Source organism: Blautia caecimuris (assembly GCF_024622975.1).
Taxonomy (GTDB): Bacteria; Bacillota; Clostridia; order Lachnospirales; family Lachnospiraceae; genus Blautia_A; species Blautia_A caecimuris.
In genome coordinates this window covers 17,213-39,399 of record NZ_JANJZT010000009.1, presented here as the reverse complement: position 1 = coordinate 39,399, position 22,187 = coordinate 17,213, and the positions used below count along the sequence as shown (strand labels likewise).

The window sequence follows — 22,187 nt, the reverse complement described above, 5'->3', positions numbered from 1 at the left end:
CAGGAGGTAAATAAAATGAATGAAAGAACAAAGAGTGTTTTAAAAACCGTTCTGGCAGCTATATTTTTTATTATTTGTGTGGCGCTTGTAGTACTGGGACAGAAAAATGTAGGACCGCAGGGGCTGTTGGTAATGCTTCTGGGACTTGCCGGACTGATTCTTCTTTTATATCTTTATAACAGACAATTCAAGTGAGACTTTGTACATGAATATTACTTATAACTGGAAAGAAAATATTTCCCGGTGGGACGAGGCTGTTCCGCTGGGAAATGGAAAATGCGGCTGCCTCTGCTGGGGCAGTCCTGAAGAGATAAGGTTTAGTCTGGACCGTACAGATTTATGGGACAGAACTGTTTTGTGGGAGCAGAATAAAGAGTTTACCTGGAAAAATCTTGTGAAACTTGCAAAGGCAGGAAATACTGCAAAAATCCGGGAAATCTTTGATGCTCCCTATTATTATCCATCACCTACAAAATTAACTGCAGGCAGGATCCTGCTTCATTTTTACGGTATTGACGGAGAAATCGAATCTGTCTTAAACCTGGAAACAGCAAAAGCGGAAATGAGGTTCAGAAGCCGGAAAGAGACTGTCAGGATTTCAGCTTGGGTCCATGCAGTGGAACAAGTTGGGATCATAGAGGTTGAAGCTCGGGAAACGGAATTTTCTGTGGAACTGAAAAATCCGGAATTCGGAGAAAAAGGAACGGAAAAAGAGTACGTTTATTGCCAGGAAGAAAGACAGATTTCCCAGGGGAATCTGAAGGATCTGAAATATCCTCCTGTGATAAAAAAACAGGAGGGAGAGCTGCAATGGTTCTGCCAGCCTGTAAATGATGAATTTTCTTATGGAGTGATTGTTGGGAGAAGAAAAAAAGACTCTGTGACAAGAATCGTCTGGAAGATTGTCTCATCAGAAGACGGAGACTGCTGGATGGAACAGGGAAAGCAGCAGGTTCTCGGCGCTCTGTCAGCAGGTGATGAACTTTTTGATTCTCATAAAAAATGGTGGAAGGATTATTTTGAAGAGAGCGGTATCTGTATTCCTGATAAATTTATGGAAAAGCAGTGGTATATGACCAATTATCTGTTTGCTTCAACGTCCAGAGAAGGAGGCGTCCCTATGCCTCTTCAGGGAGTGTGGACCGCAGATGAGGGAACGCTTCCTCCGTGGAAGGGAGATTACCATAACGATCTGAATACAGAATTGTCCTATACCCATTATCTGAAGGCAAACCATCTGGAAGAAGGACGATGCTTTTTAGATTTTCTCTGGAGTCTTTTTGATGAGGGGCGACGGTTTGCCGGAGAATTTTACGGCGCAGAAGGCTGCTGTCTTCCCGGAACAATGACAATTGACGGGAAACCTCTTGGGGGCTGGCCTATGTATTCGCTTTCTCCGTCCAACCAGATGTGGCTTGCCCACGCATTTGGAGAATATTACCGATATACAGGAGACAGTAAATTTCTGAGGGAAAGAGCTTATCCTTATATGAAGGAAACCGGGATTTTTATCCAATCGCTTCTGGAGGAGACAGAGGACGGTTATCTGGTTCTTCCTGTATCCAGCTCTCCGGAGATTCACGACGATACGGAAAGATCATGGCTGACACCTGTCAGTAATTATGATCTGGCTCTGATGATCCGGCTGTTTGAAACACTGGAGAAACTGGCTGGTGAGCTGGGGAAAACAGAAGAATTACAGTGGCGCCACATCAGACAGAGGCTTCCGGAACTGTCAGTCAATAAAAATAAGGTTCTGATGCTTTCTCCGGATGAAAGTCTTGAAGAATCCCATCGTCATTTTTCAAATGCGATGGCTGTTTCACCTCTGGGAATCATAGATTATGAGGGCGAAGGAAAAGAAATAATCGATGCTGTAATTGCGGATTATGAAAGGCTGGGCACATCTCAGTGGGTTGGTTATACCTTTGCATGGATGGCACATCTTTATGCTGTTCAGGGAAACGGAGAAAAAGCAGCAGAGTATCTGAGGATTTTCTGGGAAAATTTCTGCAGCTGTAATGGATTTCACCTGAACGGAGATTTTCGGAAAAAAGGATATTCGCAGTTTACCTACAGACCCTTTACTCTTGAGGGAAATATGTTCAGTGCAGATGCTCTTCAGGAAATGCTGTTTCAGATGAAGGATGGAAAAATACGGCTGTTTCCTGCTGTTCCCAAAATCTGGACGGAAAAACAGGTTTCTTTTTACAGTTTCCGCGGGGAAAAAGGAATCCTGTGCAGTGCGGAGATTTTTGAGGGCAGAAAACTGTCATGGAAGATTTATACAGAGAATTCCGTATATATTCAGATACAATATCAGGAGAGGCTTTGCGGAAAAAAAAGACTTGAACCGGGACAGTGGTGGGAAGAGTCGCTGATGCTGGAGTGAAAAGCATTAAATATGGCGGAGAGAAACAGAGATTTTCATGAAAACAATCTTTTTGTGCAAAAGAAATAGATGATTATGCAAATACTAATTGTGTAAAAATGATAAAATTAGTGTTGCAAATGCATGTAATTATATAAAATGCACAATATATGGAGCTTTTATATTGTTTTCAGAAGGCAGGAGTTCTGCAGGCCTTTACTCTCTGGATTTTTCTGTCAGAGAAGATTATCGGCGGTGTAACAGGTGGAACGAAAGGCTGATTAAGAAAGGAGCAGAAAAATATTATGAAAAAACCGGTATTAGTAGTTATGGCAGCTGGAATGGGAAGCCGCTACGGCGGTCTGAAACAGATCGATCCTATTGACAGAGAAGGTCATATTATTATGGATTTTTCCATTTATGATGCTGTAAAAGCAGGATTTGAAAAAGTAGTGTTTATCATAAAAAAAGAAAATGAAGAAGACTTCCGTAACGCTATCGGCGACCGTCTCAGCAAACAGATTCAGGTTGCCTATGTGTTCCAGGATCTTTATAATCTTCCGGAAGGCTATGAGGTTCCGGAGGGAAGAGTAAAACCCTGGGGAACCGGACATGCGGTTTTAAGCTGTATTGACGAGGTTGATGGTCCTTTTGCCGTTATCAATGCAGACGATTATTATGGAAGCCATGCATTTAAAATGGCATATGATTTTCTAGCTGAAAATCAGGATGATGAGAATCTTTACAGGTATATGATGGTTGGCTACAAGCTGGAAAATACTCTGACAGACAATGGTCATGTAGCAAGAGGCGTCTGTGTTACCGATGAGGCAGATCATCTTCTGAAGATCAATGAGCGTACTCACATTGAGAAGCATGGGGAAGGTACTGCTTATACAGAGGATGACGGAGCTACCTGGACCATGCTCCCTGAAGGCAGCACAGTTTCTATGAATATGTGGGGATTTTCTGCAAGTATCCTGAAAGAACTGAAAGCACGTTTTGCGGCATTTCTTGATGAGAATCTGGAGAAAAATCCACTGAAGTGCGAATATTTTCTTCCGTTTGTAGTGGACGAGCTTCTTCAGGAGAAAAAAGCCACAGTCAAGGTGCTGAAATCAGAGGATAAATGGTATGGGGTTACCTACAAAGAGGATAAGCCTGTTGTTATGGCTGCAGTGCAGAGCCTGAAAGATCAGGGGCTCTATCCGCAGAACTTATGGGAGGAGAACAAGTAACAGTGAATACAATTCAGAAAGAAGTAATCAGTCAGTTTGAATTTCCGGGAGAGGTAGTCGAATGTGTTGCCTACGGAAGCGGACACATCAATGATACATATCGTCTTACAGTAAAAACGCCGGGCGGACAGGAGAAGCACTTTATTCTCCAGAGAATGAATAAAAGTATTTTTACAAAGCCGGTAGAGCTTATGGAGAACGTGCAGGGCGTTACCGCATGGCTCCGTAAAAAAATCCGGGAAAACGGCGGTGATGTGGAGAGAGAAACGCTGAATGTGGTAAGTGATAAGGATGGAAACCCTTATTATGTGGACTCAGAGGGAGAATACTGGAGAGTGTATCTTTTTATTGAGGATGCTACCAGCTATGATATGGTAAAGGATGACAATGACTTTTATCAGAGTGCAGTTGCTTTTGGGCATTTCCAGAGACTTCTTGCAGATTATCCTGCTGAGACCCTTCATGAAACCATTGTGAATTTCCATAATACGGTTGACCGTTTTGCGAAATTCAAGGCAGCAGTTGAGGCAGACAGTGAAGGCCGGGCTGCATCTGTTCAGGAGGAGATTAAGTTTGTTCTTGACAGAGAAGAGCTGGCTCATACCCTGTGCGATCTGCAGGATACAGGAAAAATGCCTCTTCGTGTAACTCACAATGATACAAAGCTGAACAATATCATGATTGATGACGAGACAGGCAGAGCAATCTGTGTTATTGATCTTGATACGGTTATGCCGGGACTTTCTGTAAATGATTTCGGCGATTCCATCCGTTTTGGAGCAAGTACAGGGGCAGAGGATGAGCAGGATCTCAGCAAAATTTCCTGTGATCTTCATCTCTACGAAGTATATACAAAAGGCTTTATCGAGGGCTGCGCAGGCGCGCTTACAGATATCGAGCTGGATATGCTTCCCATGGGGGCGATCCTTATGACTTTTGAGTGCGGAATGCGTTTCCTTACTGATTATCTGGAGGGAGATCATTACTTTAAGATCCACAGAGAAGGCCATAATCTGGACCGCTGTCGTACCCAGTTTAAGCTGGTTGCGGACATGGAGGAGAAGCTTCCTCAGATGAAAGCTATTGTAGAAAAATATAAGTAGTGGTATACTGAAACTGACTTTGGGGAAAGCTGAGACAGTTTTTCCCGGATCCGGTCAATGACTGAAAACCTGAAGAGGAGGACAAAAACATGGCAATTTTAGTTACAGGAGGCGCCGGTTATATCGGAAGCCATACAGTTATTGAACTTCAGAGCGCAGGATATGATGTAGTGGTTCTGGATAACTTAAGCAATTCCAGTGAGAAGAGTCTGGAAAGAGTAGAAAAGATCACAGGGAAGCCAGTGAAATTTTACAAGGCAGATATTCTTGACAGAGAAGCGCTGACAGATATTTTTGAAAAAGAGGATATTGATTCCTGTATTCATTTTGCAGGGTTGAAAGCAGTAGGAGAATCTGTTGCAAAGCCGTGGGAATATTATGAGAACAATATTGCCGGAACACTGACTCTCGTAGATGTAATGAGAAAACATGGTGTTAAAAATATTATTTTCTCTTCTTCTGCAACCGTATATGGAGATCCTGCAATTATCCCGATTACAGAAGAATGCCCAAAGGGACAGTGTACCAATCCTTATGGCTGGACAAAGTCCATGCTTGAGCAGATCCTCTCTGATATTCAGAAAGCAGATCCGGAATGGAATGTAGTTCTTCTTCGTTATTTCAATCCGATCGGAGCTCATAAGAGCGGAACTATCGGAGAAAATCCAAATGGTATTCCAAACAACCTGATGCCGTATATCACTCAGGTTGCCGTAGGAAAGCTGAAAGAGCTGGGCGTGTTTGGCAATGACTATGATACTCCGGACGGAACTGGCGTGAGAGATTACATTCATGTGGTTGACCTTGCAAAAGGCCATGTAAAGGCTCTTAAAAAGATTGAGGACAAATCCGGTTTAAGCATTTACAATCTGGGAACAGGAAAAGGCTACAGTGTTCTTGATATTGTAAAGAACTTTGAGGAAGCCAACGGCGTGAAGATTCCGTATGTGATCAAAGAACGCCGCCCGGGAGATATTGCAACCTGTTATTCTGATGCGTCCAAGGCAGAAAGAGAGCTTGGCTGGAAGGCAGAATACGATATTAAGGACATGTGTGCGGATTCCTGGAACTGGCAGAGCAAGAATCCAAACGGATATGAAGATTAATCATCAGTCATTAAACATGAAATACTAAAAAAGAAGTCCCCAGAGATTCTGAAAGATCCTGGGGACTTCTTTTAAACTTAAATTTATGTTTGTGGGAGGGGGATATAATTTCCTCTGTAAATGACATGCGGGGGCAGGTGAATCTGTCACAGAAGCTGGTTCGAGACTCGGAAAGTTCTATGCTTCTGCTTCTCTGCAAAAAACACTTCCCCGAATGCTGAACTCGTCTGCGACTCAGACAGCAGCATTCGGAGAAGCAAAGCAGAGCCACAGAAGGCAAGAACTTTTGCCAAGTCTCTCAAGGCTTCTTATACAGATTCATCTGCCCCTGCATTGTATTTTCCAGATGGTAAATTTATATTTCCGCAGTAGCTGGCTGCCGGGCAGGCTGCTTCGGGGCGCAGTGCGCTAATCGCCCGGCCGGAGGCCAAGTGCTGTGTGGAGGATTTCTGTTTGGCTGTTATCCACTTTCTTCTCTGCATCGTCTGTGGGCAACAAGAAACAAAATCCTTCCCTCACAGACATTTATTTATCGTCATCCTCTGACTTCTTTTTTTCAAATTTCGGCTCGCAGGTAAGCTCAATGCCCAGTTTGCGGAATTCCCAGATATCTACGGAAGACAGCATAACAGAAGTATGAGCTTGGCATCTTTTTAACTTGGGAAGCTGTTCCAGGGCAAGTCCTGCTTCCGGATTGCTTGCGGCGCTTACAGAAAGCGCGATCAGAGTTTCGTCTGTGTGCAGGCGTGGATTTTTGCTGCCAAGATATTTGATCTTCAGCTCCTGGATCGGGCGGATGGCATCAGGAGAGATCACGTGATGCTCATGGTCGATTCCTGCAAGCTCTTTTAATGCATTTAAAAGAAGCGCTGAGGAGGCTCCGAGAAGATCAGAGGTTTTTCCGTAAATAATCTTTCCGTCCGGAAGCTCCAGAGCGGCGGCAGGAGCTGTTGTTTTCTTTTCCATGGAAAGTGCGGCAGGAACAACCTTACGATCTTCAATGGATGCATGAGCCTGTTTCAGAAGAAGCTCGATCTTGCATACCTCATCTTCTTTTCCTGTGCCGGATACAAGAGCGTCGCAGCTTTTATAGTAGCGGCGGATGATTTCCTGACGTGAGGCCTCTTTGCAGATCTCATCGTCCACAATGCAGTTTCCTGCCATGTTTACGCCCATATCAGTAGGTGATTTATAAGGGCATTCACCCATGATTTTTTCAAACATTGCCTGGAGTACAGGGAAAATCTCTACGTCACGGTTGTAGTTGACGGTTGTTTCTCCATAAGCCTCCAGATGGAAAGGATCGATCATATTTACATCGTTCAGATCAGCAGTGGCTGCCTCATATGCCAGATTGACCGGATGCTTCAGCGGGATATTCCAGATCGGGAAAGTCTCAAATTTGGCATAGCCGGCACAGATCCCGCGCTTATGTTCATGATAGAGCTGGGAAAGACACACTGCCATTTTTCCGCTTCCAGGTCCGGGAGCAGTTACCACAACAAGAGGTCTGGTAGTTTCAATGTACTGGTTTTTGCCGTATCCTTCATCGCTGACGATCACAGAGGTATTGCTTGGATAGCCGGGGATGTTGTAATGAACAAATACACGGATGCCAAGCTTTTCCAGTCTGTTTTTGAAAAGATCTGCGCTTTCCTGTCCTGCATAGCGGGTGATGCAGACACTTCCCACATAAAGACCTCTTTCTGTAAAAACCTCGATCAGACGGAGGACATCCTCGTCATAGGTGATTCCCAGATCCCCGCGGACTTTGTTTTTATCAATATCAGCTGCACTGATCACGATCACGATCTCTGCCTGGTCGCTGAGCTGCATCAGCATACGGAGCTTGCTGTCCGGTTCAAAACCAGGGAGAACTCTGGAAGCATGATAATCATCAAAAAGCTTGCCGCCGAATTCCAGATAAAGCTTGTTATCAAACTTGCTGATTCTTTCACGGATATGTTCTGACTGCATGGTCAGATATTTTTCGTTATCAAATCCTGTCTTCATATGTTTATTCCTTTCCCGATTTACGTTATAGGCAGAGAGATTTTTGTTGCTGTTCACTTTGTTCCCGGTAATCTTGCAAAACTGTATTTCAGATCATCCGGTGGGATAATAATCTGTGGACAGTTGTGTTTTTCTGTTTACCGTGACAGTAATACAGGATCCTCTGCCGAACTCATGCAGATAGTATACTACGAACAACTGGCGGATGCAAAACCTTTTTTTATAAGGCTAATTTTGTTGATTTATCATAGAAATCTCTTTATAATAAAGAAGACAGTAGAGGAGGAATAAAATGAACGAAAATAAAGACAATCGTCCGGATGGAAACAGACCGGACCGGAATGGTCCCGGGAATCAGGGACCGAATAAAAACCGCCAGACGATTCTGGCGTTTCTGATCTGTCTTCTGGTGACACTGGTATGTCTTAGTTTTATTACAGAAATAAGAAATGGAGGCACTGGTGAGATCACCTATGACAAATTTATTGAAATGGTAGACAAGGATCAGATCAAAGAGGTAACTCTTCAGTCTGGTATTCTGACAGTGGAGCCGAAACTTCAGGGTTCCTCTTATAAAAAAATGACCTACCGTGTTAATCAGATGGAGAATATCGATGCTCTTACCAAACGTCTGGAAGGAAAGGATATCATATTCAAATACGAACAGCCGGATGCTCTGATGGAGGCCCTTTCCATGCTGCTCAGTATTGTTCTTCCGACAGTTGTGATGTTCGGTATGCTGATGTTCTTTATGAGACGTATGAACAGGGGAAACGGAGGCATTATGGGCGTGGGAAAAAGCCGCGCCAAGGCTTATGTTCAAAAGGAAACAGGTATCACCTTTAAAAATGTGGCCGGCCAGGACGAGGCAAAGGAGTCTCTTCAGGAGGTTGTGGATTTTCTGCATAATCCGGGCAAATATACGGCTGTGGGAGCCAAGCTTCCCAAGGGTGCTCTGCTTGTGGGACCTCCGGGAACAGGAAAGACCCTGCTTGCAAAGGCAGTGGCAGGAGAGGCAAAGGTACCGTTCTTTTCTCTTTCCGGTTCGGAATTTGTGGAAATGTTTGTAGGCGTGGGCGCCTCCCGTGTCCGCGATCTTTTTGAGGAGGCAAAGAAAAATGCCCCCTGTATTGTATTTATTGATGAGATCGATGCAATCGGAAAAAGCCGTGATTCTCATTATGGAGGCGGCAATGACGAGAGAGAGCAGACTCTGAATCAGCTTCTTGCGGAAATGGACGGCTTTGACACATCCAAGGGACTTCTGATCCTTGCAGCAACCAACCGTCCGGAGGTCCTTGATCCGGCGCTTCTCAGACCGGGACGTTTTGACCGGAGAGTTATCGTAGACCGACCGGATCTGAAAGGCCGTGTGGAAATCCTCAAGGTTCATGCCAAGGATGTTCTTCTTGATGAAACCGTAGATCTGGATGCCATTGCTCTGGCAACCTCTGGGGCAGTAGGCTCTGACCTTGCAAATATGATCAATGAAGCGGCGATCCTTGCAGTGAAAAACGGACGCAAGGCAGTTTCTCAGAAGGATCTTCTGGAATCAGTGGAAGTGGTCCTGGTAGGCAAGGAGAAAAAAGACCGTATTCTCAGCCCTCAGGAGCGGAAAATCGTATCGTATCATGAAGTGGGCCATGCCCTTGTAAGTGCTCTTCAGAAGGACGCAGAGCCTGTACAGAAGATTACGATCGTACCCCGTACCATGGGAGCGCTGGGTTACGTTATGCATGTTCCGGAGGAAGAAAAATTCCTCAATACGCAAAAAGAACTGGAAGCGATGCTGGTTGGATATCTTGGAGGCCGGGCTGCCGAGGAGATCGTGTTTGATACGGTAACAACAGGAGCAGCCAATGATATCGAGCAGGCGACCAAGGTGGCAAGAGCCATGATCACTCAGTACGGTATGTCACAGAAGTTTGGGCTTATGGGACTTGCGTCACAGGAAAATCAGTATCTTTCCGGAAGGGCAGTGCTGAACTGCGGAGATGATACAGCAACAGAGATCGACCATGAGGTTATGAAGCTTCTTCATGATTCCTATGAAGAGTCCAAGCGTCTTCTCAGAGGGCACAGAACAGCTCTTGACAAAATTGCAGAATATCTGATCCGTAAGGAAACTATTACCGGAAAAGAATTTATGAAGATCTTCCGGGCAGTGGAAAGAGGAATGGAGATTCCGGAAAACCTGGATGAACTGGTATTTCCTGAGGATGTAAAAGAGCTTGAGGACAAAGCTGAAAATCAGGAAACGGAAATTTCTCAGTCACATTCAGCAGAAACCTCTGTTTCAGCCGATGAGCTTTCCGGGGAGGAAGAAACTGTAAGTTCTGAGGCGGAACCGGAAAATAAAAATCAGAAATCCGTCAGCATGGAAACTGAACCGGCAGAGGAAGGCGTTCAGGGAGAGCAGAAAAAAGAAGACAGTTCGGTTTCCGAAGACGATCAGAAGCAGCAGGAGTCTGAGCATGTTTCAGATTGAGGAAGAATTAAAAAAGCTTCCCGCCAAGCCGGGCGTATACCTGATGCATGATGAGCGGGATGAGATTATTTATGTGGGCAAGGCCGTCAGCCTCAAAAACAGGGTGCGCCAGTATTTCCAGAGCAGCAGGAACAAAGGCGCAAAAATTGAGCAGATGGTCACCCATATTGCAAGATTTGAATATATCATCACAGACTCTGAGTTGGAGGCCCTTGTACTGGAAAGTAACCTGATCAAGGAGCACAGGCCAAAGTATAATACCATGCTGAAGGATGATAAAAGCTATCCCTTTATCAAGGTAACAGTCCAGGAGGCCTATCCCCGGGTACTGTTTGCCCGCAGGATGAAAAAAGATAAAAACCGGTATTTTGGCCCCTATACAAGCGCAGGGGCTGTAAAAGATGTGATCGAGCTGGTGCGGAAGCTGTACCAGGTCAGATCCTGCAGCAGAACGCTTCCAAGAGACTGCGGAAAGGACAGACCCTGTCTGTATTACCATATGAAACAGTGTACAGGTCCCTGTACGGGAAACGTGTCTCAGGAAGCGTACAGAGAAAATATCCAGAAGGTACTGAAATTCCTCAACGGAGATTTTCAGGAAACCATAGATGCCCTTACTGAAAAAATGCAAGAGGCGTCAGAAGAAATGAGATTTGAAGATGCGGCAGAGTGCCGGGATTTGATACAGAGTATCCGTAAGATCGGAGAACGCCAGAAAATTACAGCCTATGGAGAGGAAGACAGGGATATCATTGCAGTTGCCATGGATGAAAGCCTGGATCTCCGGGAACAGGATGCAGTTGTTCAGGTATTCTTTATGCGAAGCGGCAGACTGATCGGACGAGATCATTTTTATCTTCGTGTGGCGCGGGGCGATACAAAATCTCAGGTGCTTTCCAGCTTCCTGAAACAGTTTTATGCGGGAACGCCTTTTATTCCAAAAGAGATCATGCTTCAGACAGAGGTGGAAGACCGGGAAGTGATCGAGGAGTGGCTCAGTTCCAGACGAAAACAGAGGGTTCATATTATTGTTCCCAAAAAAGGCACAAAGGAAAAGCTGGTGGAGCTTGCCCGTGAGAATGCCCGCATGGTTCTTGATAAGGACCGTGAGCGCATTAAAAGGGAAGAGGGCAGGACCATCGGGGCTGTCCATGAAGTGGAGGAATGGCTGGGGCTGAAAGGAATTGTCCGCATGGAAGCCTTTGATATTTCCAATATCAGCGGTTTTGAGTCCGTAGGCTCCATGGTGGTCTACGAAAAGGGAAGACCGAAAAAAAGTGATTATCGTAAATTTCGTATCAAATCTGTTCAGGGACCAAATGATTATGCAAGCATGGAGGAGGTCCTGACCAGACGGTTTACCCATGAAACCAGCGGAGAATTCGACAGTTTTGCCCGAATGCCTGATCTGCTTCTGATGGACGGAGGAAGAGGGCAGGTAAATATTGCCCTGGGAGTTCTGGAAAAGCTGGGAATCCGGATTCCGGTATGCGGAATGGTAAAGGATGACCACCACAGAACAAGAGGACTTTATTTTAACAACAATGAAATTCCAATAGAAACAAACAGCGAGGGGTTCCGGCTGATCACCAGGATCCAGGATGAGGCTCATCGTTTTGCCATTGAATATCACAGATCCCTTCGCAGCAGGGAACAGGTTCATTCGGTTCTGGATGATATTCCGGGAATCGGAGAGCGAAGGAGAAAGGCCCTGATGAGGCGGTTCCGGGGAATTGAAGGAATCCGGGAGGCATCTGTGGAAGAACTGGCAGAAACCGAATCCATGAATGCCGCAAGTGCAAAACAGGTATATGATTTTTTTCATTTACCGGTAAAAACAGAGAAAACTCAGCAGAATCATTGATCTGAGCATAAATAAAGAAAAGGAGAACATATATGAAGGGTGTATTGATGACCAAGATGGTACAGGAGCAGAATCTTACAAATCTTACTCCTGAAATTGATCTTTCTGACAAAAGAATCATGACTGCAGAAATCAACCGTCCTGCGTTGCAGCTTACGGGGTATCTGGAGCATTTTGCCAATGAACGTGTGCAGATCATCGGCTATGTGGAATATACGTATCTGATGCAGCTTCCGGATGACAAGCGCCTGATGAAATATGAACGGTTTATTTCCAGCAAAATACCGTGTGTTATTTTCAGTACTATGACAAAACCGTCGCAGGATATGCTGGATCTTGCAGTTAAGTATAATGTTCCTACTTTTGTTACAGAAAGAACAACTTCCAGCCTTATGGCAGAGATCATCCGCTGGCTGGGCGTACAGCTTGCGCCCTGTATTTCTATTCATGGTGTGCTGGTAGATGTTTTTGGCGAGGGAATCCTGATCACGGGAGAGAGCGGAATCGGGAAAAGTGAGGCTGCTCTGGAGCTGATCAAACGAGGCCACCGTCTTGTCAGTGATGATGTGGTGGAGCTTCGTAAGGTCAGCGACGTCACTCTGGTTGGTTCCGCACCGGATATCACAAGGCATTTTATAGAGCTTCGGGGTATCGGCATTATTGATGTAAAAACGCTGTTTGGTGTAGAAAGCGTTAAAGATACTCAGTCTGTGGATCTGGTGATCAAGCTTGAGGAGTGGGACCGCGACAAGGAATACGACCGTCTGGGACTTACGGAGGAGTATATTGAGTACCTTGGCAACAAGATCGTATGTCATTCTCTGCCTATCCGTCCGGGACGTAATCTTGCTGTGATCGTAGAGACAGCGGCAGTCAACCACAGACAGAAAAAAATGGGTTATAATGCAGCTGAAGAGCTGTATAAGCGCGTTCAGGCCAATATTGCCAGAAAGCGCGATAAATAATAAAAATGCAGGAAAGGGGAAACAACATGTATTGTTTCGGTATTGACGTAGGGGGAACAACTGTAAAATGCGGTCTGTTCCAGACAGATGGAACTCTGGTAGAAAAATGGGAGATTCCCACAAGAAAAGAAAATAAAGGTGAGTATATCCTTCCGGATGTGGCAGAAACCATTCAGAACAAGATCAGTGAAAAAGGAATTGACAAGGCTGAGGTAGCCGGTGTGGGAGTCGGTATTCCGGGACCTATCAACGCTCAGGGAGAGGCTGCATGCGCAGTAAACCTTTACTGGGGCTTCAGGCCGGTTGCAAAGGAACTCAGTGAGCTTACTGGGCTGACTGCAAAGGCAGGAAACGATGCTAATGTTGCGGCTCTTGGAGAGGCATGGAAGGGCGCTGCGGCAGGATCTCAGAATGTGATCATGGTTACTCTGGGAACCGGAGTAGGCGGCGGTATCATTTCAGACGGAAGAATCGTGGCGGGAGCTCATGGAGCAGGCGGAGAGATCGGCCATGCAAACATTTGTCATGAGGAGACAGCAGCCTGCAACTGCGGAAACAGTGGATGTCTGGAGCAGTATGCTTCTGCAACAGGAATTGTCCGCCTGGCCAAAAAGGCTCTGGCAGAAAGCAGTGAGGACAGTGTGCTCAGAAATACAGAGAGCATTGAGGCGAAGGACGTACTGGATGCCTTTAAGTCAGGGGATGCTCTTGCTGTCCGTGTTATGGATGAAGTAGGCGAAAAGCTTGGGGGAGCTCTTGGCATTTTTGCGGCAGTAGTAGACCCGGATGCCATTGTTATCGGCGGAGGCGTATCAAAAGCCGGACAGCCGCTGATCAATCTGATTGAGAAACATTACAAAAAATATGCATTTTCCCTTTGTAAAGATACTCCTATCGTAATTGCCAGCCTTGGAAACGATGCCGGCATTTACGGAGCTGCAAAGATGGTACTGTAACCGATTCTATACTACATTTGCAGGTACAGAGCTGCAGGAGGATTCAGCAGATTCATAGAAATATAAAAAGAAGGTTTCCCAATACGGAAACCTTCTTTTTTGTAAGGTACGCTTATGGGGCGCACCATTTTTATCTGGTTATTCTATAATCTCACCACCGCCGGCATCACCGCCGCCAGTATCGCCGCCGTCGGTATCACCGCCACCGACATCGCCGCCGCCAGTATCACCATCGCCGGTATCACCACCGCCGGTATCACCGCTGCCGGTGTCATCGCCTCCATTGCCTTCACCGCCGGCATCACCATTATCAGTATTTCCATCACCCTGATCTCCGTTTTCGTCCGGATTTTCCGGAGTAAGAGATGGCTCAGGAATGATTGTTTCATCATAGGTGTATTCCGGAATGACTGGTTCGGGTTCGTAGAAGTGTTCTTCACAGTAATCAGTAGGAACATCACCTACATCAAAGAATTCTGTGATCACGGAACAGCCGGATCTTGGAAGCAGTCCTGTATCAGCACATACACTTATTTTTTCTACAGTAGACGGCATTTCAAAATCTTTGTCCTCAAGTCCCTCATGGATCCGTGTCATGACCTTGCGCCACATATCTTTGTGGAAGTCACGGGAATAATCGTCAGGGAGCTTTTCATTGTTGTCAAATCCGGACCATACTGCACAGGTGTAATATGGAGTGTAGCCTACAAACCACAGGTCATTGTAATCATCTGTGGTACCTGTCTTTCCGGCTACTGTCATATTGTCCAGCTGGCAGGCAGTTCCTGTACCGCTCTTTACAACGTCCTCCATGGCGCTTGTGAGAAGCCATGCAGTGCTTTCTTTAATAACAGAACGTTCAGCAGAAGTTTTTTCAATCAGCACATTGCCGTTGTGATCAAGGATTTTTGTGTAATAAAGAGGTTCAATGTAATTACCCTGGTTGGCTATGGCAGCATAGGCTGCGCAAAGCTCTACGTTTGTTACACCGTGAGTCAGACCGCCAAGTGCAAGAGGAAGATTGGCGTCTGTCCATACAGTTCCGTTGGCATCTGTATCTGCCTCTGTTCCATGGGCAAGAGTTGTGAAACCAAAGTTATCCAGATACTGGAGACCAAGCTCAGGAGTAACCTCCTCCAGACATTTCACTGCAACTACGTTTATAGAGTTCCGGATGGCTCTCCGGATCGTGGTTGTTCCTCCGTAGGTTCTGGAAGCATTTTCTACAGGGGAGCCGTCCGGATAGTTATATGGCTCGTCTTCAAATGTTGTGGCCAGTGTCATGCCCTTTTCGTTAAGAGCAGGAGCATAGGTGGAGACAACCTTGAATGTGGAACCGGGCTGTCTGGTGGTATCTGTTGCGCGGTTCAGAGTAAGGCTGGCAGTTTTTTCACCGCGTCCGCCCACGATTGCCTTTACATAGCCGGTATGCTGATCAATGACGCTCATGGATGACTGAGGCTGCGGCGCAAAGTTCACACGTTCTGCAACAACCTTGCTTCCGTCTGCAAGAACAGACTGTTTGTACCGGTCAACATAGGCCTGGGCTTCTTCCTGAGAATCAAACAGAAGATCGAACTCCGGATCCTCATTCTGGAAATACAGAGAAAGCATTTCCTTGCTGTAATTGACCTCCTCGCCTTGAGGATTGGTTACAGTCAGAGCGTAATCAAGAGCATACTGAACATTTTCCGGATAGTTTTCCGGGTTGGCATATTCTTCATCAAGAATAGACTGGATATGCTGATCCTGGGTGGTATAAATCTTAAGACCTCCGCTGTAAACAAGGTTCTGGGCCTGAGTTCTTGTATAGCCCTTGATGTTCATAAGATCGTTGATCACCTGGTCAATAAGCTCGTCTTCAAAATAACTGTAAATTGTGTCGGCTGATTCAGAGTTCTGAGCCTGTGCCGCCTGGATCTGCGAATAAATATCGTCATTGATCACCTGATCATACTGTTCCTGGGTAATATACTGCTGATCCAGCATATGATCCAGGACTTCTTTACGTCTTTTGGCATTTGCCTCCGGATGCTCGATAGGGTTGAACTGAGTAGGATTCTGAGTGATGCCTGCAAGTGTGGCACATTCAGAAAGGTTCAGATCCCACACATCCTTATTAAAATACTGTCTTGCCGCTGCCTGAACGCCGTAGGCGCCTGCGCCCAGGTTGATGGTATTCAGGTAGTTTTCAAGGATCACATTTTTGTCATTGATCTTTTCTTCGATCTGAATAGCCAGATACTGCTCCTGGAATTTACGAGTGAACCGTTCCAGCCAGGTGGACTCATTGGTCCAGTTGGTAAACACATTGTTTTTCAGAAGCTGCTGGGTAATGGTACTGGCACCCTCGGAGAGTCCTCCGGAAGTGATATTTTTTACGAAAGCACGGAGGATACCTCTTACGTCGATTCCGTTGTGCTCGTAAAAACGTTCATCCTCAATGGCAACTACCGCATGCTGCAGATCCACCGGAATCTGTTCGATGGAAACAGGCAGACGGTTGGAGCTTGGCGCAGTCAGCTTACGCAGCTGGTTTCCGTCTCCGTCATACAAAAAGGTTGCATATCCCAGAGGCGAAATATCCACGTCATCTGCATCAGGGGCATTATCTATGATTCCCCGAAAGGCCCCGATGCCCAAACAGCCTACAATCACACAGAGCGCGATCAGAGATATGAACAGAACTCTGATAAACGAAACGTGTGCACGTTTTCCCATCATGGCTGTACGGGAAATCAGAGAATTTCGCTTTTTTGAGACTGATTTTTTACCGTAATTCATGATTTTCCTCCTTTATAATCCGTTCTATTATATCAAATAAAAAATAGTAAATAAACCCTAAAATCAAAACTTCATATTTAGTATAGCAGAAAAATGAAAAAATATTGTAATTTTCATATGCGTGCGGAAAGAAAAAAGCTATAATAGATATTACTGCTCACTCTGCTCCCGGTAACCTGGCTGATATGCACTGCAGATCATTTTTGCTGGTGGCATTTTAGTCTGTATGTTTTGGAATTTTGGGAAAAACAGGCCAAAACATTTCGCGGGACAGTACTGTGTGAACAGTGATTAATCGATGCTTGGTACAGCATCATTTTATACAATATAAAGTCAACAGCCGGAAAAGCAGAAAAGGTGGACGAAAATGGAAACAATTATGATCATAGAAGACGACAGACGAATAAGGGAAGAGCTTTCCCTGCTTCTTATAAGCGCCGGATACACAGCTCTGGCAGTGACAGAATTTACAGAGGAACCCATAAAGCTTCTGAAAGAAAACCATCCGGATCTGATCCTTATGGATATCAATATTCCAGGCGGCAGTGGAGTAAGTCTGTGCGCCCAGATCAGAAAAATATCCCAGGTTCCGGTGATTTTTGTAACAGGGAGGACCGGGGCAATGGATGAACTGGAAGCTTTGATGACAGGAGGAGACGATTATATTACAAAGCCATACCAGGCGCCTGTTCTTCTGGCTCATATCAGGGCAGTTCTCAGAAGAACAGGAAAATCCGGGACTATGCAGGAGGCAGAGCTTGAGTGCAGAGGTGTCAGGCTGAGTCTGAAAGATGCCTCTGTAACCTTTCAGGGAAAGAGGCAGGAGCTGACAAAAACAGAGCTGAAGCTTCTGCATTATCTTTTTTCCAGACAGGGAGAGATCGTCAGCCGCGAGGAGATCATTGATGTGCTGTGGGATCAGCATGTGTTTCTGGATGATAACGGGCTCAGCGTGAATATTACAAGGATCCGCAATAAACTGAAAGCACTGGGGGCAGGACCTGTTATTGAAACAAAGAGAGGACTGGGATATCTGTTATGAATTTACCGGAATATCTGAAAGACAGAGCGCTTGTTTATCTGGGCAGGATTTTGTGCATGCTGCTGCTTTCCTTTTATCTTCTGTCAGTGGGGAACCGGTTGGATAATGTGATATTGATCCTGATGTTCTGGCTGGCGCTGACGGCTGTATGTGAGACTGTGCGTTTCCTTCAGAGAAAAAAGAACTTTGAACGTATTTTGCAGACTCTTTCTGAGCTGGATAAGCCCTATCTGATCGGCGAGGTGGAAAGCCCCCTGAATAATCTGGAAGGGAAAAAGTACTGGGAAATTTTAAGAAAATCCAACAAATCAGTGATTGAAAAAGTCAATGAAACAGAGGATGAAATGAAAGATTACAGGGAGTATATAGAAAGCTGGGTCCATGAGATCAAGCTTCCCATCACTGCTCTGGAGCTGATGGTTCAGAAGGAAGAGCCAAAGAAAAAGAACCGTCTTATGGAAGAACTGGAGCGGATTGACAATTATGTGGAACAGGTACTTTTTTATGCCAGGTCAGAGCAGGTATATCAGGATTTTGTGATTTCAGAAACAGATATAACAGAAGTGATCTATGAGGTTATGGCAAAAAACAAAGGACTTCTTATTGGAAATCGGGTTGCAGTGCAGGTAGAAACAGAAGGAAATCTGCTTTTGTGCGATGGAAAGTGGATGAGCTTTATTCTGCAGCAGGTTATTACAAACGCCGTGAAATATATGGATTTTCAAAAGGAGATTTTCCGGATCCATATTTATATAAAGGAAGATGCAGACAAAAAAGAGCTGGTAGTAGAGGATAATGGAGTGGGAATTTCACCCGGAGATATTGGAAGAGTATTTGAGAAAGGATTTACCGGAGCAAACGGACGGGCTGCGGATAAAAACAGTCTTATGGCATCCACGGGAATGGGGCTTTATCTGTGCAGAAAGCTTTGTGAAAAAATGGATATTGGGATCAGAATAGAATCAGAAGAGGGAGAGTATACAAAAGTGCTCTTTTGTTTTGGAAAAAGTACTTATCTGACAAAACTGTAAGATTTATGCAAGTAACTTCGATAGGAGCAGCCGGACAGCTCTGATATAATGGCAGCATCAAAGGAAAGGACAAAAGACTTATGAGTGGAAAAATCCGGGTATGTGATATTGAAAAATATTACGGGAATAAAAATAATCTTACAAAGGCTGTCAACCGTATCAGCTTTCAGGTACAGAACGGAGAGTTTGTAGGGATCATGGGAGCCTCCGGCTCCGGAAAGACTACGCTCCTGAATCTTCTGGCAGCTATTGACCAGGTGACGGCAGGCCATATTTATTATGGAGATATGGATATTACGGAGCTTCCGGACAAAAAGCTTGCAGATTTCAGAAAAGATCATCTTGGATTTGTATTTCAGGATTTCAATCTTCTGGATACGCTGACTCTGAAAGAAAATATTGTGCTTGCAATGGCTCTTCACACAAATTCCAGGAAAAAAATTGAGGAGCGGGTATCGGCAGTGATGAAAAGGCTGGGAATCTATGAACTCCGGAATCGTTTCCCCTATGAAGTCTCCGGGGGACAGAAGCAGAGATGCGCCTGCGCCAGAGCTCTGATCAATCGTCCGGATCTGATACTGGCAGACGAGCCTACAGGGGCTTTGGATTCCAGATCTGCACAGATGCTTCTGGAAACCTTTACTGCCATGAACGATGAAATGGGAGCCACCATCCTTATGGTTACCCATGATGCGTTTTCTGCAAGCTACTGCAGCCGCATTCTGTTTTTAAAGGACGGGGAGATTTTTCATGAGCTTGTAAAAGGCGCGGAGAGCAGGAGAGAATTTCTCAATGAGATCCTGGATGTTCTGTCTCTGACAGGAGGTGAAGGATCCTGTGAGTAAAACGGAAGAAAAAGGAACACAGAGAAAGTCGCAAAATCAGCGGAAGAGTTCCGGAAAAGCGGGACGGGAGAAAACCGGATCTCCCAGACAGTACGGAGAAATTTTCCGGACACTTACCAGAAGAAATGCCAGCCGGTCTTTCCGTGATTACGGAATTTATACTGCCACGCTGACAGCAGTGTCTGCTTTGATGTTTGCATTTCATTCACTGATGTTTTCGGAGGATATTCTGAAGCTCTGTGAGGACGGCGGACTTTTTATTGGAAGTATGATCGGAGCCGCTGCATTTTTTATTGTATTTATCATGGCATGGCTGGTGGGATATATTGTGCGGTTTATGGCAAACCGGCGCAGCAGGGAATTTGGTACTTATCTGCTTCTGGGTGTATCGGGCAGACGTCTGGCAGGTATGTTTATCCGGGAAAACCTGATTCTTGGAGGAATTGCCTTTGCTCTGGGGCTGCTTCCGGGGATGTTTTTTCAGCAGGTGCTTACGTCCATGTTTATGGGAACCATGGATAAGGCATATCACCTGAAAGCAGAGATTTCCATATGGAATATCCTTCTGACGCTGGGAATCTATCTGGTGATATTCTGGATCGCTCTTTTGCGGGCAGGAAGAAGACTGAAAAAACTGAATATCAGAGAACTGATGAACGCAGAAAGAGCAAATGAAGAAATCCGTCAGAAACATATTTCTGAAAAAACGCTTCTTTTTCCTATGGCTGTGATCTATATTCTGATTTTTATGCTTCTTTTATGGAACAACAGAATCAACAATGCAAATGGAATTCCTCTGTGCCTGGGACTTTTTGGTTCCGTATATCTTCTGTACACAGGAATTGCAGCAACTGTGTGCCGGTATGCAGACAAAGGCGGGCGAAAGATCTACAAGAGCGCCAATGTATTTCTGATCAGGCAGTTTTCCTCCAAGATCCGTACCATGCAGTTTACTATGGGAACCCTGACGGTCCTTTTTACTGTGGCTCTTCTTGTAAGCAGTATTGCTCTTATGTTTATGGACTATCAGATCAATATGATGGAACAGGAAAATCCTTTTGACATTTTGCTGTTCAGTCCGGAAACAGAGGACAGACCTTTATTGGAAGAAAAGCAGAAGCTTCTGGAGGATTTTGGAGAAATTGAGGACGTCTATGTTTACTCCATTTATACAGATGGAGACACAGATATGAATGATTTCTTTTATGACAATCTTCCGTTCTTTCAAAGAGAAGGATATGAGGATCTGACAGCAGAGGGAGAGAACCCATCGTATTTTTCCTGTGACACATACATGAAGCTCAGTGATTATAATTACCTGAGAAAGGCGGCAGGATACAGGACGGTTTCCTTAGAGGAGGGAACTTATCTGATCCATGCAAAAACAAGGGTAAAGGAAACTGCCCAAAAGGCGCTGAAAGAAACGCTGGTTCTTCCAAACGGAGAAGGACTGAAGGGAGCAGAGCTTTACACGGAAGGATTCTGCCAGTCAGGGTTAAACGGATCAGATTATCTGATCATTGTCAGCGATCAGGCGGCAGAAACACTGACACCGTACTATTCCCTTCTGGAGGCTCAGACCTCCGGAGTCATGAAAACAGGAGCGCTGGATGCTCTGGACAGTGCAGACGAAAGTTATGGTAAAAGGACGCTTGGAAATTCGGGAATGACTTATGAGGATTTTTACTGGGCTGACGGAACGGATGAAATATTTGTATATATGGCAGAAAATTTTGTCAAAGGGGAAATTCTTGATACTATGAATTTCATTATTACAGTAGTGGCCTATGCATGTATTTATACAGCGGTGGTATTTCTCTGTGTGGCTCTGACCGTTCTTTCTGTTCAGCAGCTTGGAGACTCCGGAAAATACCGGTTTCGGTATGATACGCTCAGGAAACTGGGACTTCGTCTGGAAGAAATACACAGTGTAATACGGAAACAGCTTTTGATCTACTATATGACTCCGTTTGTGGTTTCTGCAGTGATAAGCTGGATCATAGTGAAGTACATCAGTGATTCCTTTGTTTTTTATACAGGGATCCGCCAGAACAGTATTCTGTATTTTGCAGGGGCAGCAGGGGCTGTGGCAGTTCTGTTTTTGATTTATTTTGCAGCTACTTATATTGGATTTAAGAGGAACATAGAAGAGAAGAAAATTTGCTGAAAAGCGATACCGTGTAAGCAGTAACCTTGCATTTTGCCCTGTATGTCCCGGGATTCTGGTACATATGCTAAAAAATTTGGCCGGATAGTGGGATGCGAATAGTAATAAAAAAGTCTCTGTATTGTAATTTTATGTAAAATTGGTTACAGTACAGAGGCTTTTTTATGATATAATCTCATAGAGAATTGAAAAAAATACCGTTTTCGGGTCTGAA

15 protein-coding genes are annotated in these 22,187 nt (G+C 45.1%); 13 read left to right on the top strand and 2 right to left on the bottom strand.

What is annotated here, in order from left to right; genetic code table 11:
• The first annotated feature begins 15 nt into the window (after positions 1–15).
• The 5 genes from NSA57_RS07600 (at position 16) to galE (ending at position 5,818) form a co-directional block, all read left to right on the top strand.
• Positions 16–195 carry a DUF6903 family protein gene (locus tag NSA57_RS07600; protein WP_022068155.1) on the top strand — a complete coding sequence of 60 codons (180 nt, stop codon included), beginning with the start codon at positions 16–18 and terminating at the stop codon, positions 193–195.
• Positions 196–205: 10 nt separating this feature from the next.
• The gene (locus tag NSA57_RS07595; protein ID WP_257464472.1) at positions 206–2,392 is read left to right on the top strand and encodes a glycosyl hydrolase family 95 catalytic domain-containing protein; all 2,187 of its coding nucleotides are present in this window, start codon (positions 206–208) and stop codon (positions 2,390–2,392) included.
• Between the two features lie 284 nt (positions 2,393–2,676).
• Entirely contained in the window at positions 2,677–3,609 is a 933-nt protein-coding gene (locus NSA57_RS07590) for a sugar phosphate nucleotidyltransferase (protein ID WP_147600074.1), read from the top strand.
• Positions 3,591–4,712, top strand: coding sequence for a phosphotransferase enzyme family protein (locus NSA57_RS07585; RefSeq protein WP_257464471.1), 1,122 nt, complete (start codon positions 3,591–3,593; stop codon positions 4,710–4,712). The genes NSA57_RS07590 and NSA57_RS07585 overlap by 19 nt, the downstream gene beginning before the upstream one ends.
• A gap of 89 nt (positions 4,713–4,801) precedes the next feature.
• Complete coding sequence (gene galE / locus NSA57_RS07580) at positions 4,802–5,818, top strand: UDP-glucose 4-epimerase GalE (protein WP_257464470.1); 1,017 nt, start codon at positions 4,802–4,804, stop codon at positions 5,816–5,818.
• A gap of 525 nt (positions 5,819–6,343) precedes the next feature.
• On the opposite strand, the gene NSA57_RS07575 is transcribed toward galE, so the two are convergent.
• On the bottom strand, positions 6,344–7,831 hold the full coding sequence (locus NSA57_RS07575; protein WP_173751795.1) for a DUF1846 domain-containing protein: 1,488 nt from the start codon (positions 7,829–7,831) through the stop codon (positions 6,344–6,346).
• Positions 7,832–8,123: 292 nt separating this feature from the next.
• Between NSA57_RS07575 and ftsH the strand changes: the two genes are divergently transcribed.
• Genes ftsH through NSA57_RS07555 form a run of 4 tightly spaced genes read left to right on the top strand, consistent with a single transcriptional unit; the run spans position 8,124 to position 14,104 of the window.
• Positions 8,124–10,319: an ATP-dependent zinc metalloprotease FtsH gene (gene ftsH / locus NSA57_RS07570; RefSeq protein ID WP_257464469.1), complete on the top strand. Its 2,196-nt coding sequence runs from the start codon at positions 8,124–8,126 to the stop codon at positions 10,317–10,319.
• A complete protein-coding gene (gene uvrC, locus NSA57_RS07565) occupies positions 10,306–12,183 on the top strand; it encodes an excinuclease ABC subunit UvrC (protein WP_173751793.1) in 1,878 nt (625 codons plus the stop codon). Before ftsH ends, uvrC begins: the two co-directional genes overlap by 14 nt.
• Positions 12,184–12,215: 32 nt before the next feature.
• A complete protein-coding gene (gene hprK, locus NSA57_RS07560; RefSeq protein ID WP_022068163.1) occupies positions 12,216–13,148 on the top strand; it encodes an HPr(Ser) kinase/phosphatase in 933 nt (310 codons plus the stop codon).
• A gap of 26 nt (positions 13,149–13,174) precedes the next feature.
• Entirely contained in the window at positions 13,175–14,104 is a 930-nt protein-coding gene (locus NSA57_RS07555) for an ROK family glucokinase (RefSeq protein WP_257464468.1), read from the top strand.
• A 138-nt stretch (positions 14,105–14,242) separates the two neighbouring features.
• Here NSA57_RS07555 and NSA57_RS07550 read toward each other — a convergent pair whose 3' ends face one another.
• On the bottom strand, positions 14,243–16,888 hold the full coding sequence (locus tag NSA57_RS07550) for a transglycosylase domain-containing protein (RefSeq protein WP_178710135.1): 2,646 nt from the start codon (positions 16,886–16,888) through the stop codon (positions 14,243–14,245).
• A gap of 367 nt (positions 16,889–17,255) precedes the next feature.
• Between NSA57_RS07550 and NSA57_RS07545 the strand changes: the two genes are divergently transcribed.
• From NSA57_RS07545 to NSA57_RS07530, 4 genes are all read left to right on the top strand, one after another.
• Positions 17,256–17,930, top strand: a complete 675-nt coding sequence (locus tag NSA57_RS07545; RefSeq protein ID WP_147600066.1) for a response regulator transcription factor — start codon at positions 17,256–17,258, stop codon at positions 17,928–17,930.
• Positions 17,927–18,961 carry a sensor histidine kinase gene (locus tag NSA57_RS07540; protein ID WP_257464467.1) on the top strand — a complete coding sequence of 345 codons (1,035 nt, stop codon included), beginning with the start codon at positions 17,927–17,929 and terminating at the stop codon, positions 18,959–18,961. The genes NSA57_RS07545 and NSA57_RS07540 overlap by 4 nt, the downstream gene beginning before the upstream one ends.
• An 80-nt stretch (positions 18,962–19,041) precedes the next feature.
• Positions 19,042–19,806, top strand: a complete 765-nt coding sequence (locus NSA57_RS07535; protein ID WP_138271216.1) for an ABC transporter ATP-binding protein — start codon at positions 19,042–19,044, stop codon at positions 19,804–19,806.
• Positions 19,799–21,973, top strand: a complete 2,175-nt coding sequence (locus NSA57_RS07530; protein WP_257464466.1) for an ABC transporter permease — start codon at positions 19,799–19,801, stop codon at positions 21,971–21,973. The genes NSA57_RS07535 and NSA57_RS07530 overlap by 8 nt, the downstream gene beginning before the upstream one ends.
• The last annotated feature ends 214 nt before the right edge of the window (positions 21,974–22,187 follow it).